This window comes from Halomonas sp. BC2 (assembly GCF_002078115.1).
Classification (GTDB): domain Bacteria; phylum Pseudomonadota; class Gammaproteobacteria; order Pseudomonadales; family Halomonadaceae; genus Vreelandella; species Vreelandella stevensii.
This window is the reverse complement of record NZ_LFGT01000002.1, coordinates 43,114-56,187: the sequence shown is the minus strand read 5'-3', so window position 1 is coordinate 56,187 and position 13,074 is coordinate 43,114. Positions and strand designations below refer to the sequence as shown.

Below are 13,074 nucleotides of genomic sequence, written 5' to 3'. Positions count from 1 at the left end.
CGACGGTGATCATACCCATCGCCCCCTCCGTCACCACCCCTGATACACTCGTCGAAAATATCTTTACACCGGCCTTTTTTGATACTCACTTTTCTCTGCTGATTGCCCAGACGCCCACCGAAAAGCGGCGCGCCTTTACCTTGCGCCACGCGGTCTTCATCGAAGAGCTGCGTTACGATCTTGGCAATAGCAGCGCGCTCAATATCGAACACGATGACCATGACCAACAGTCGCTGCTGTGCCTGCTCCACCATAAGGCGACAGGGCTGGATGTAGGATGTCTGAGGGTCGTGCTGTTCGACGAGCAAAACGCTCATGGGCTGCATAGCCTGCCACTGGAAGCCTACTACGGAGCGCACCTGTTCTTGCCGAACACGCACCCGCGCCATTTTGCTTCCCATCAGGTATGCGAAGTATCGCGCCTGGCCGTTCACCCCACCGTGCGTCGCAAGCAAAGCGAAGTACAAAGCCCCTACGAGAGCATCAAGGAGAGCCCCGCTCTGCTTAGCCTGAGCCTGTTTCTTGCCGCCACGGCACTGGTGGGTCTTAGTCAGCGCCATCATGTGTTCGCCATGCTGGAGCCACGCTTCAGTCGCTTGCTGAAGGCTTCCGGTCTCCAGTTTCACCAGGTGGGCGGCGTCATCGACTACTGTGGCAGTCGCGCGGCCTACTACATCGATCAGCGCGTGGCCGAGGAGCGGCTACCCAAGCGCCTCACGCCTCTCTATCAGTTCATCAAGGGCCAACTGGCCAGCCAGTTGGCGAAGAGCCCGTTGCTGCAAGATGGCGGGACATCACGCCAGCTGTGAGCCTCGCTCCTCCTGGCCGGTAAACGCCTGCGGCGCGACGCTCGCGAACTTTTCGGCAAAAAACAGCAGGGTTTCAGGATGGCGAAAGCGCTGCTCGAACGTCTCCTGCCCCTTAGGGGTGCGGCGGGTAACGCTGGCATGATAGGCATTGCCCACTTTGGAGACGCAGACACTGTTCTCATGGCCGGGCTCACGGTGATACGCCGTGACGTTGGATTGCTGCTCCAGCAGCTGGGCCAGCTTCATCGCAGCGGCTCGCTCTTCTTCACTGGCCCACAGCGGCTGGTCTCGATTGCCGTAGTGATAGAGCATCACGGCCAGGATGAGGGCAAAAATGCTGCTGATGAGCATCCAGGTCAACGCTACCCCCGCCACCGGCACACTCAGTACGATCCCCATCTGCACCAGGCTTCCTACGGCAAACACCAGCGCCAGCGGCCGCCACATGCGCTGATTCATGACGCCCCGGTTGAGCATGTACCCCCACAGCCCCACGACGCCCAACACCCCAAAGGAGAGGTGCACCAGCGCCAGCGGTGTCCCACCCCCGAAGAAAATGGCCACGATGCCCATGACAGGCAGCAGGCTGTAAAGGCCGGCGAACAGAAGGTAGGCACGCTGTAGGGACATGAGGGGCTCCTTATTTCATGGTAAAGCCACGCTTCACTAGAAAGTCACGCATATGGGGGCGCAGCTTGTTGTCGAACAGAGGGGTGAGGTTGTGCGACCAGTCGCTATTTTTATTGCCGCTACTGCGTGATTGGTAGTAGGCCCGCATGGTGTCATCGAAGGCCACGACCTGATCACTGTCTTCAGTGTAGTAGTCCTCTTTCAGAATCGCCTCAACGGGCAGCCTGGGTTTGACCTCCGGCTGATGGTCCGGGTAACCCAGGCACATGCCAAATACCGGGTAGACATGGGGCGGCAGTTTGAGCAGCTCGCTGACGGCCTCGGGGTTGTTGCGAATCCCGCCGATGTAGCAGATACCCAGCCCTTCGGACTCGGCCGCCACGGCCACGTTTTGGGCCATCAGGGCCGTGTCCACGGTGGCCACCAGCAGTTGCTCGGTCATGCCGCGCTCTACGTTGGCGCCGGTGCGCGCCGAGGCTTCGGTAGGACGCTTCATGTCGGCGCAGAACACCAGAAACACCGCACTGCTGGCCACATAGCCCTGGCCACCGGACAGTTCGGCCAGCTGCTCCCGGTTGGCCGCATCTTTCACGTGAATCACGCTGTAAGCCTGCACATGGCTGGAGGTCGCCGCCGCCTGCCCGGCCTTGATCAGCTCCAGGAGCAGCCCACGAGGGATCTCCTGATCGGTGAATTTACGAATGGAACGGTGGGACTGCAAGAGCTTGATAACGTCGTTCATGGTGCCTCACTGATCACGAAATAGTAGGGGGGCGTGCTTCATTGGAAGACTCGAATCGTAACGCATTCTTGCCCGCTTGCGGCAACCCGCGAGGCTCGCTGGCAGGCAAATGCAGCTTCACCAGGCCACATGGGTTAAACAACCCTCTGCCACTTGCCAAGCCCTGCTCACTCTTCTAAGGTTAATTCAGTATCGTCGCCACACAGGCAATACCCGACACATCACCACAGGAAAAGACATGGACGCTCCCTATCGAAAAGGACCGGCCGTCTGGGCCATGCTCGCCCTGGCAGGCGTACTTCTGCTACTGAGCCTGCCCATGATCGTGGGCGGGGGATATCTGGTTCTGCTCGGAGGCTCGTGGTATTTCCTGCTGGCGGGCCTTGCCATCCTGAGCGCTGCCGTACTGATATGGCGCCGCTCCCCCACGGGCGTTTGGCTCTACGCCGCGACGGTGCTGGCGACCCTGGCCTGGTCGCTATGGGAAATCGACCAGAAAGGCTGGCTGCCGATTTGGCAGGTGGACTTACTGGCGCGCATGGGGGTGCTGTGGGGTTTGCTGGTGGTAGCACTGCTGCTGTTGCCCGCGCTGTACCGACACCGCGGCCACCAGCCTGGCTGGGGGGCACGCCTGCCGGGAGTGATCGCCCTGGCGCTGCCGGGCCTGGCACTTCTGTGGCTGTTGCAGGATCGTCATGTGGATATCGACTCCCCGGCGCAGGCACGCTTGGCGGAAGGCGCCTCTCCGCCTGCCATGAACGAACAGACCTCCATGGACTGGCCGGCCTATGGCGGCGATGCTTCGGCTCGGCGGTTTTCCGAGGCAAGCCAGATCACGCCAGACAACGCGGCACGGCTCAGCGAGGCCTGGACCTTCAATACCGGCGATACTCCCCATAGTGACGCGACACCTTATGCCTTTCAGAATACACCGCTGAAAGTGGGCAACAGCGTCTATGTTTGTACCCAGAGCAACCAGGTGTTTGCACTGGACCCCGGCAACGGCGAGCAGCAGTGGCATTTCGACCCACAGGTCGACCGCGATGCGCTGGAGCATGTCTTTTCTGCCGCCTGCCGCTCGCTGGCATACCATGAAACCGACGACCCCACGACCCAGTGCCCGCGCCGTCTGCTGATGGGCACCATGGATGGACGCCTGATGGCCCTGAATGCCGATGATGGCTCTCAGTGCACCGATTTCGGCCAGCAGGGAACCGTGGACCTGTATGAGTTCATGGACCCGCAGGCACCGGGCTATCTCTCCAATACGTCGGGCCCTACCGTGGTCAACGACAGTGTGATCGTAGGGCATCAGGTGACCGACAATCAGCGCCGGGACGGCCCTTCCGGCGCCGTTAGGTCCTACCATGCCCTGACGGGCGAGTGGCAGTGGACCTGGGACGCGGTCTGGACGACTCCCGATCAACAGCCCGAACCCGGTGAAGTGTACCCGCGCGGCACCCCCAACGTGTGGGCGGCCATCACCGCGGATGAAGCCCTGGGGCTGGTCTACCTGCCCACCGGCAACCCTACCAATGACCAATATGGCGGCGACCGCTCGCCCGAGGAGGATGCCTTCACTGCATCGCTGGTCGCCGTGGAAGCCGACTCCGGCGACGTCGCCTGGAAATTCACCACCGTGATACATGATTTATGGGATTACGACCTGGGGGCGCAACCAGCGCTGATCGACTTCCCCACCGAGGAAGGCCCCAGAGCCGCCGTGGTACAAGCCACCAAATATGGGCAGGTGTTCGTCTTCGACCGTGAAACCGGTGAACCCCTGCGCAGCATCGAGGAGCGCGCCGTGCCCCAAGGAGCCATCGAAGGAGATTGGACCTCGCCGGTACAGCCTTTTTCACCAGACATGCCCAACTTTGGCTCACTGCCAGGGCAGGAAGTCGAACGCTTGACCGGGGCGCATACCTGGGGCACGACGCCCCTGGACCACCTCTACTGCCGCATCGAGTTTCAGCGCATGCGCTACGAGGGCATGTTTACCCCTCCCACCCTGGAGGAGGGCGGCATGCTGCAGTTTCCTGGCATCCTGGGCGGCATCAACTGGGGCAGCGCCTCGTTCGACCCCACGCGCCAACTGATGATCGTGAACAACAACCGCATGCCCTCGCAGGTGGTGCTCTACCCCCGTGAAGAAGCCGATACCATGGATAACATTGCCCCCATTGGTGCTCAGGATGCCAGCTACATCGACCAGCAGGCCCAGCCCATGCTGGGCGCACCGGTGGCGGCGGAGCGCGGTGCCTGGCTCTCTCCACTGGACATGCCGTGTACGGCGCCACCCTGGGGCTTTCTGAGCGCCACCGACCTGAACAGCGGCGAGATCGTCTGGTCACGCCCGCTGGGCACCAGCATGGACCAGGGGCCGCTGGGCATTCCCTCGCGCCTCAAGATGACGGTGGGTGCCCCCACTAGCGGGGGCCCGTTGGCCACCCAAGGGGGCATGACCTTCATTGGGGCCGCCATGGACGATTACCTGCGCGGCTTCGACAGCGCGACCGGCGAGCTGATATGGGAACAGCGCCTGCCTGCAGGCGGGCAGGCCAACCCAATGACCTACGTGCACCAGGGACGCCAGTATGTCGTCATCGCCGCAGGCGGCTCTTTCCAATCGGAAACCACGCTGGGCGATAGCGTCATGGCCTTCGCCCTGCCCGAATGATGGCAGGGTTAGCGTGAAAAATGTACGCACTGCCTGGGGCTTATCCAGCGGATGGCTATACTGCAAGAAGCGTTATTCTAATAGAGTGTTTCACTCTGAATAATCGTACCACTGAATAACGAAGACAGGATGCCGCCATGACAAACGCCTCACATACACCGCCTGGGCAAGCATGGAATGCTAGCCAGTACGCGGAAAACGCACCTTTCGTGCCCAAGCTGGGCCACGAGGTGCTCAAACTGCTCTCTCCTCAGCCGGGTGAGCGCATTCTGGACCTGGGCTGCGGTGATGGCGTATTGAGCGAGCGCATCATGCAGCTGGGCGCGACCGTGCTGGGCGTCGATGCGTCGGCGGAAATGGTCGAAGCAGCGCAGCAGCGCGGCGTAACGGCCAGGGTAGTCGATGGTCACCAGCTGCCTTTCGACCACGAGTTCGATGCGGTTTTCAGCAATGCCGCCCTGCACTGGATGCTCGACCCTCAGGCCGTGCTGGCCGGCGTCAAGCGGGCCCTCAAGCCCGGGGGGCGCTTTGTGGCCGAGTTTGGTGGACACGGTAACGTGGCGGCCATTTGCACCGCGCTGATTGCCTCGCTGCAGTTCCGTGGGATCAGCTCCAAAGGGCGTCACCCGTGGTATTTCCCGACGGCAGAGGATTACGCCAACCTGCTGCAAACCGTGGGGTTTCGAATCGACAACATCGAACTCATCCCGCGCCCTACGCCACTGCCCAAAGGCATGGCCAACTGGTTGGACACCTTTGCCAGCCCGTTCTTTCACGGCCTGGATGATGACCTGAGAGACGCCGTGTTCGATCATACCGTCAACCTGCTGTCGCACAGTCTGAGCGATGGGCACGGCAACTGGACCGCCGACTACGTGCGCCTGCGCGTGGTGGCCCACGCCTGAATGAACGACGCCCCTTGAGCGCATTGAGCACTCAAGGGGCGTGATAGCGCTTCCCTTTGCCTAGAACTCGTTCCACTCGTCCTGCTGTGACCGGGTAGATTTGGCCGTAGGCGTCTGCCCTGCCGCTTGCCGAGTCAGGGCGGGCGCTGGCTCCTGCGGCGCAGGCGACAGCTGCTCGCCAGCGGCCAGCCGGAAGGTGGAGATCAATTCTGCCAGGCCGCTGGCCTGGCCCTCCAGGGCCGTGGCCGCCGCGCTGGTTTCCTGGACGAGCGCCGCGTTCTGCTGGGTCACCGAATCCATTTCAGTCAACGCCGCATTGATCTGCTCGATCCCTCCGCTCTGCTCACGGGTTGCCGTGGAAATTTCACCCACCAGCGTGGTGACCTGACGAATGGCGTCCACCGTCTGATAGATGGTTTGCCCGCTACGTTCGGCCTGACTGGCACCGCTGGTGATTTGCGTCGTGGTTTGCTCGATGAGGCCGCGAATCTCCTTGGCCGACTCAGCACTGCGGGTGGCGAGAGAACGCACCTCACTGGCCACCACGGCAAAGCCGCGTCCCTGCTCACCGGCTCGGGCCGCCTCCACAGAGGCATTCAGCGCCAGGATATTGGTCTGGAAGGCAATCGAGTCGATCACGCCAATGATATCGTTCACCCTGTCGGCACTGGCGGCAATCTCGCGCATCAGCTGCACGGTCCGCTCGACCTCCTCACCGCTGCGTTCGGCCGATTGCGAGGCTGCCACGGAGAGCTGGTCGGCCTGCTGGGCGATATCTGCGTTGGTGCCCACCGTGGTCGCCATCTGCTCCATGCTGGACGCGGTTTGCTGAAGCGCAGCGGCCTGCTGCTCGGTACGCGAGGAGAGATCCTGGCTGCCCGTGGAAATCTCGCTGGCGCCGCTGTAAACGTGTTCACTGCTGCTGCGCAGGGAGAGGACCAGCGTCTTGAGCTTTTCCTGCATGGCGGCCAGCCCAATGAACAGCTGACCGATCTCGTTACGACCGCGGTCTTCGATGCGGCCGGTCAGGTCGCCATCGGCAATACGCGCAAAGTGGTCGAGCGCCTGGCGCAACGGAGTGACCACCCCTCGTACCATGGCAATACGAATGACCAGCGCCGCTACCAGTGAGAACAGCAGCAGGCCAATGGCAATGGCACCGACCCAGGTCGCTACTCGCTCCACCTGCTGCATCACCTGCTGACCACGCGACTCGGTATAGGCCACAAAGTTACCCATGGCGCTGTCCAGCGCCGCACTCTGCTCGCCAAGTGCGACCTGGCGGCGCTGGATTTGGAACGGCGGCGCATTCAACAAGGGCTCCAGCCCTTCCACTACAAAGACCTGGTAGGCTTCGCTCACCGCTTCACTGTGGCGGGCCAGCTCACTTGCTGGGTCCACGGCAACGGCAGAGAATTCTTCAAAATAGCGCTGGGCCGCCAACGTTGCTTCGGCCGCCTGCTCCAGGCTTTCCTGGCCTCTTTCAGGGTTGCCCATGGTGCTGAAGCTAGCCGAGCGGTCGAGAAAGGTCTGCGCCCGTAACGCGTTGACCTGCATTCGGTTGGCCAGATTGACCAGCCTGACGTTGGTATTGTTGATTTCGGCAAGTGCCTGGCCGCTGTTGGTATTGGCGTAAAAACCCAGCCCACTAATCAGGCCAATCATCACCACCAGCACCGCGAGGGCAGCCGTCAGGCTCCATTTTATCGAGAGATGCTTCATGAGTGAGTTCCCTTGTGCTTATTTGTTATGGCGCTGCTCAAGCGCAGAGTAAAACAATCTACGTGAAAAAACGGCACCTCTACGACTTATGTATCAACCATTTTCATCTATGCGATAAACAAAAAAGCCCACTCCAACAGGAGCGGGCTGTATCCAGAGAAGGCCACTTAAGCGGGTGTGTTTTTCAACGTGGCCATATCGATCACGAAGCGGTAACGCACGTCACCTTTTTCCATGCGCTCGAAACCTTCGTTGATGTCGTTAATATCCAGCATTTCGATATCACAGGTGATGTTCTGGTCGGCACACAGCTGCAAAAGCTCTTCCGTTTCGGCAATCCCGCCGATCAGTGAACCAGCCACCACGCGGCGTTTGAAGACCAGATTGAACGCTTCGATGGTCGGCTCGATGGGCTCCAGCAGCCCGACGATGATATGCGTCCCGTTGTACTTGAGCGCGGCCAGATAGGGGTTGAGGTCATGCTGTACCGGCACGGTATCCAGCATGAAGTCGTAGGTTTCTGCCACGGCCTCCATTTGCGCCGGGTCGCTGGACACCACCACGTGGTCAGCACCGTTTCGCTTGGCTTCCTCTACCTTGGCGTCGGAACGGGTAAATACCGTGACTTCTGCGCCCAGCGCCTTGGCCAGCTTCACGCCCATATGGCCCAGGCCACCCATGCCAATCACCCCGATCTTGTGCCCTTTACCTACCCCGAAATGCTTCAGCGGTGAGTAGGTAGTGATACCGGCGCACAGGATAGGCGCAGCCGAGGCCAGATCGATACCGTCAGGCATCTTGAGCACGAAATGCTCGCTCACCACGATGGCATCGGAATAGCCGCCTTGGGTCAGGGTGCCGTCCTGACGATCGGGGCTACCGTAGGTCATGGTGAAGCCTTCCAGGCAGTATTGCTCTACGCCCTCCTGGCAGGCCGAACAGGTACGGCAGGAATCGACCATACAGCCCACTCCTACCAGATCGCCTACCTGGAAGCGGCTGACGTCGCTGCCCACGGCGGTCACGCGGCCGACGATCTCGTGGCCGGGCACGACGGGGTATTGGCTCATGCCCCAGTCGTTACGCGCAAAGTGCAGGTCGCTGTGGCATACGCCACAGTAAAGAATCTCGATGGCAACGTCGTCGGCACGCGGCGAACGACGCTCGAAGGTAAACGGCGCGAGGGGTTTGTCGGCGGAAAACGCGGCGTACGATTTTGCCTGGCTCATGGAAACTCCTTGGTAAGGCATCCCGCCCATGCGAGAGAAGTCTCCATTATTGGCCGTACCGCCGCGGTTAGCGATGAACGAAGCTCCGATTTTTTTGCCTATTTCTCCATAAAGGCGTAATAAAATAACAAAAACGCGCGCAAAAAAGTCACAATTGTCCTAAACAAACTGATGACAGTCTCGCCTATGGAGCCCCCATGGCCACCAACACCGCTGCGGGCAACGCCCTCGCTCAGTGCCTTTTTCCCTTGATTCGACGGGAAGGAATGAACGCCTCGGCTCTGCCACGGGTCAGCCTGCTGTACCTGAAACGGCATCAGCCGCGCACCCCGCTCATGTACGAACCGGGGCTGACGATCATTGCCCAAGGGCGAAAGATCGGTTACCTGGGTGACCGCGAGATTCACTACAACCCTGGACACTATCTCGTTCAGACCCTGCCGCTGCCTTTCGAGTGCGAAACACACGGCTCCGAAGAGGCGCCGCTGCTGGGTATTTCGGTCTCTCTGGACCCCGCGCTGCTCAACGAGCTGGTCACCGCCATGGGCGAACAAGGGCCGCTCGTAAAAACCCCCAGACCCATGGCCTCGGTGGCCATGAACGAAGGCATGCAGGCTGCGGTTCTGCGGCTTGCTCACACCCTGCACGACGAAGTGGAGTGCCGCATCATGGGGGCAGCGCGTATACGTGATGTGGTGTTCGAAGCGCTCAAGGGGGAGCAGGGGCAAGCGCTACGCGCGCTGGTCAGCGGCCATGGCCACTATGCGAGAATCGTGCAGGTGCTTTCCCACCTGCATGCTCATTTTGCCGATCCGTTTTCGGTGGAACAGCTGGCCCAGCAGGCCAACATGAGCGTCTCGACCTTTCATCAGCACTTCAAGCAGATCACCCGGGCTTCCCCAGCGCAGTACGTGAAGCGGCTGCGGCTATTGAAGGCTCAGCAGCTATTGCGGCAGGACCGTCATAACGTCAACCAGACCGCCCTGGCCGTCGGCTACCGCAGCGTGCCTCAGTTCAGCCGCGACTATAAGCGTTACTTTGGCGAGCCACCGCTACAGCATCGCCGACAGGAGCAGGCCATGGGCGCCTGACAAGCGCCCTGTCGGCGACCCAAGTGCGCTTATTTGGCAAAAATCTGGCTCTTGTCCTTGAACGCCTTGAACTCCAGCGCATTGCCGCAGGGGTCGAGCAGGAACATGGTGGCCTGTTCACCCACTTCTCCCTTGAAGCGGATATAGGGCTCGATCACGAAATCGGTATCGCGGGCTTTCAGGCGCTCGGCCAGCGTTTCCCACTCATCCCACTCCAGGATGACACCAAAATGCGGTACCGGCACATTGTGGCCATCCACCGGGTTGGTATGCGCGCTTTCCTGCCCAGGCGTCTTGGGATGCTCGTGAATCACCAGCTGGTGGCCAAAGAAGTTGAAATCCACCCAGTGGTCACTGGAGCGCCCCTCTTCCAGACCAAAGACATCGTTGTAGAAAGCGCGTGCCAGCGGCACATCGTAAACGGGGATTGCCAGGTGGAAAGGGGAAAGGCTCATGAGAAGCTCCTGTTATCGGGTATGCCGCGATGTGCTGCGTTTAGGGTTGGTTCAGCCATCCTAAAAGCCGCCATGCAAAAATAAAATCAATTGTTTTTTGATAAACTCACAAAAAATATTGATGAGTTACCGATCATGATTCGTGAGCTTAAAACGCTTGTCGCCGTGGCCCAGCACGGCACTTTTGCCGCTGCCGGACAGCAGACCGGGCTGACCCAGGCGGCCGTCAGCGCCCAGATGAAGCGCCTGGAAGCGGAGCTGGGGGTCACACTGTTCGAGCGCAGCGGTCGCAATGCCGTCCTCACCTCGCAGGGCCAGGCCACCCTGCAGCAAGCCCGCGCCCTGCTGGCGCTGTACCGAACGCTGGGAGCAGCAGGCACCGACCAGGCACCCGGCACGCTCATCACGCTAGGCGCCATTGCCTCGTATCAACGTACGCTGCTGCCGGACGTGCTGGCACATTTTCACCGTCACTTTCCCCACTGCCGCAGCCGGGTGGTCCCTGGGCTGTCACTGGGGCTGATGAGCCAAGTGGACGCAGGAGAGCTCGACATGGCCGTGATCATTCGGCCGCCTTTCTCGCTGCATAGCGACCTGCGCTGGCAGCCACTGGCCCATGAACCCTTTCGCCTGTTGGTACCGCAGGGCTGGTCAGGGAGCGATTGGCGAGCATTGCTGGAGCGTCATCCGTTCGTGCGTTACGACCGGACATCCTTTGGGGGGCGGCAGGTCGAGCGCTTCTTGCGCGATCAGCACTGCCAGGTGCGCGATGTGTGTGAAGTCGATGAGCTGGATGCCATCGTTCGGCTGGTGGCCAACGGCGTGGGCGTGGCGCTGGTGCCAGAGCCTCGTGCCCTCGACCACTGGCCCAGCGGCATCAGGGCAGTCAGCCTCGATGAGCACACCTTTCACCGGGACATCGGAGTGGTGTATCGCGGCGATAGCCCAGGCCACGAGGCCGCCCGCGCCCTGACCGTGTTACTGATGGAATACGCACCCCAGGGCTGAATAAAACGCACAACGCCAGCCCGAAGGCTGGCGTTGTATCGACCAACGACAGGCGTTGTACTTACGCCTGCGTTACCTCTTCTTCCTGCTCGCTGTCCTGAGCTTCCGCTTCGTCAGCGGGCTCGGCTTCCTGCTCCGCCTCGTCAGCGGCCTCTTCGACGTCACTGGCCTCGACGGCATCACCCGCCTGCAGGTTCATGGGCTCGTCAAGCTGCAGGGTTTGTGCCGTATAGGCACGCACGTCACGCAGCAGCTCCGGATTTTCCGCCAGTTTCTGGCCGTAGGACGGCACGATAGCGGTCAGGGTAGACTGCCACTCCTCGCTAGCTACCTGTTCGGGGAACACACGCCCCAGCAGGTTCAGCATGATCGACGGAGCGGTGGAAGCGCCAGGCGAGGCACCCAGCAGCGCCGACATGCTGCCATCGGCAGAGCTGATGATTTCGGTACCAAACTGCAGCACACCGCCCTGCTCTTCATCGTCACGAATGATCTGCACGCGTTGGCCCGCTGTCCACAGCGACCAGTCATCGGGGTTGGCTTCCGGGTAGAAGTCCTGCAGGGCTTCGAAACGATCTTCTTCCGACATCATCACCTGGCTGACCAGATAGCGCACGAGATCAAAGTTATCGACCCCGACCTGCATCATCGGCCAGGTGTTGTTCAGCGTCATGGAGCCGAACAGGTCGGTCCAGGAGCCCTCTTTCAGGAACTTGCTGGAGAACGTGGCAAACGGGCCAAAGAACAGCGCGGGTTCACCGTCCAGATAGCGGATGTCCAGGTGAGGCACCGACATGGGCGGTGAGCCTTCACCGGCCTTGCCATACACTTTCACCAAGTGCTGAGACACAACGTCCGGGTTGGTGGTGTAGAGGAACTGGCCGCCCACCGGGAAGCCGCCGTAGCCTTCCACTTCAGGAATGCCGGTTTCCTGCAGCAGCGGCAGCGCCGCACCGCCCGCACCGATGAAGACGAAACGCGCATCGACGGTGAACTCATCACCGCTGGCCAAATCGGCGATACGAACCTGCCAGGTATCGTCGTCATTGCGCTCGAAGCCGCGCACTTCGCTGTTCAGACCCAGCGTGAAGTTGTCGCCCTGGGCCAGAGACTCGATCATCTGGCGCGTTTGTGCACCGTAGTTCACCTCGGTGCCCATCTGCATGCGCGTTGCTGCCACCGGGGTGCCGTCGTTCTCGCGACCGGCCATGACCAGCGGCATCCACTCGGCCAGCTCCTGCCAATCTTCGGAGTATTCCATCCCGGCGTAGAGTGGGTTCTGTACCATGGTGGCGTGACGCTCGCGCAGGAACGCCACGTCGTCTTCACCCCATACCAGGCTCAAATGGGGAGAGGTGTTGATGAACGAGCCTGGCTCGCCGAGCATGCCACGGTCCACCTGGTGCGCCCAGAACTGGCGAGACACCTCGAACTGTTCGGTCACGTTGACCGCACGCTCGATGGCCACGCTGCCGTCAGGTTGCTCGGGGGTATAGTTCATTTCGCAGAAAGCCGAGTGCCCGGTACCGGCGTTGTTCCAGCCGTTGGAGCTTTCAGCGGCGACTTCGTCCAGCCGTTCGTAGAGGTGTATGCTCCACTCCGGCTCCAGCTCCTGGAGATAGGTGCCCAGCGTGGCGCTCATGATGCCGCCACCAATCAGCAGGACATCGACCGGTTCATCGGCCGACACGGGCATTGCTGCAAGCGCCAGCAGCGGCGAGCAGAGTAAAAGACTTAAACGTTTTTGCATGTCATGTCCCTGACGATACAGAAATGACGTGCCGGAGCAGTGAGCGCCCAGCG

At 60.9% G+C, this 13,074-nt stretch carries 11 protein-coding genes; 5 read left to right on the top strand and 6 right to left on the bottom strand.

What is annotated here, in order from left to right; genetic code table 11:
* The first annotated feature begins 5 nt into the window (after positions 1–5).
* Positions 6–809, top strand: a complete 804-nt coding sequence (locus tag B7L71_RS00790; RefSeq protein ID WP_016916480.1) for a PEP-CTERM/exosortase system-associated acyltransferase — start codon at positions 6–8, stop codon at positions 807–809.
* Here the strand turns inward: B7L71_RS00790 and B7L71_RS00785 are convergent.
* Positions 795–1,439, bottom strand: coding sequence for a hypothetical protein (locus tag B7L71_RS00785; RefSeq protein ID WP_016916479.1), 645 nt, complete (start codon positions 1,437–1,439; stop codon positions 795–797). The genes B7L71_RS00790 and B7L71_RS00785 overlap by 15 nt on opposite strands.
* 10 nt (positions 1,440–1,449) lie before the next feature.
* Positions 1,450–2,181: an oxygen-insensitive NADPH nitroreductase gene (gene nfsA / locus B7L71_RS00780; RefSeq protein WP_016916478.1), complete on the bottom strand. Its 732-nt coding sequence runs from the start codon at positions 2,179–2,181 to the stop codon at positions 1,450–1,452.
* A gap of 238 nt (positions 2,182–2,419) precedes the next feature.
* Here nfsA and B7L71_RS00775 point away from each other — a divergent pair, with 238 nt between their 5' ends.
* Together B7L71_RS00775 and B7L71_RS00770 are read left to right on the top strand one after the other, a co-directional pair.
* Complete coding sequence (locus tag B7L71_RS00775; RefSeq protein WP_081135211.1) at positions 2,420–4,861, top strand: membrane-bound PQQ-dependent dehydrogenase, glucose/quinate/shikimate family; 2,442 nt, start codon at positions 2,420–2,422, stop codon at positions 4,859–4,861.
* Positions 4,862–4,998: 137 nt separating this feature from the next.
* The gene (locus B7L71_RS00770) at positions 4,999–5,766 is read left to right on the top strand and encodes a class I SAM-dependent methyltransferase (RefSeq protein ID WP_081135209.1); all 768 of its coding nucleotides are present in this window, start codon (positions 4,999–5,001) and stop codon (positions 5,764–5,766) included.
* A gap of 60 nt (positions 5,767–5,826) precedes the next feature.
* On the opposite strand, the gene B7L71_RS00765 is transcribed toward B7L71_RS00770, so the two are convergent.
* Both B7L71_RS00765 and B7L71_RS00760 read right to left on the bottom strand, forming a co-directional pair.
* Positions 5,827–7,488 carry a methyl-accepting chemotaxis protein gene (locus tag B7L71_RS00765; RefSeq protein WP_081135206.1) on the bottom strand — a complete coding sequence of 554 codons (1,662 nt, stop codon included), beginning with the start codon at positions 7,486–7,488 and terminating at the stop codon, positions 5,827–5,829.
* Between the two features lie 167 nt (positions 7,489–7,655).
* Positions 7,656–8,717, bottom strand: coding sequence for an NAD(P)-dependent alcohol dehydrogenase (locus B7L71_RS00760; RefSeq protein ID WP_016916474.1), 1,062 nt, complete (start codon positions 8,715–8,717; stop codon positions 7,656–7,658).
* A gap of 197 nt (positions 8,718–8,914) precedes the next feature.
* Here B7L71_RS00760 and B7L71_RS00755 point away from each other — a divergent pair, with 197 nt between their 5' ends.
* Positions 8,915–9,808 carry an AraC family transcriptional regulator gene (locus B7L71_RS00755; RefSeq protein WP_016916473.1) on the top strand — a complete coding sequence of 298 codons (894 nt, stop codon included), beginning with the start codon at positions 8,915–8,917 and terminating at the stop codon, positions 9,806–9,808.
* A gap of 29 nt (positions 9,809–9,837) precedes the next feature.
* On the opposite strand, the gene B7L71_RS00750 is transcribed toward B7L71_RS00755, so the two are convergent.
* On the bottom strand, positions 9,838–10,263 hold the full coding sequence (locus B7L71_RS00750) for a VOC family protein (protein ID WP_081135203.1): 426 nt from the start codon (positions 10,261–10,263) through the stop codon (positions 9,838–9,840).
* Between the two features lie 135 nt (positions 10,264–10,398).
* Here B7L71_RS00750 and B7L71_RS00745 point away from each other — a divergent pair, with 135 nt between their 5' ends.
* Positions 10,399–11,271 (top strand): LysR substrate-binding domain-containing protein, encoded by an 873-nt coding sequence (locus tag B7L71_RS00745; RefSeq protein WP_016916471.1) that lies wholly within the window; start codon positions 10,399–10,401, stop codon positions 11,269–11,271.
* Positions 11,272–11,332: 61 nt separating this feature from the next.
* Here B7L71_RS00745 and mqo read toward each other — a convergent pair whose 3' ends face one another.
* Positions 11,333–13,021 carry a malate dehydrogenase (quinone) gene (mqo, locus tag B7L71_RS00740; protein WP_026002011.1) on the bottom strand — a complete coding sequence of 563 codons (1,689 nt, stop codon included), beginning with the start codon at positions 13,019–13,021 and terminating at the stop codon, positions 11,333–11,335.
* Between the last annotated feature and the right edge of the window lie 53 nt (positions 13,022–13,074).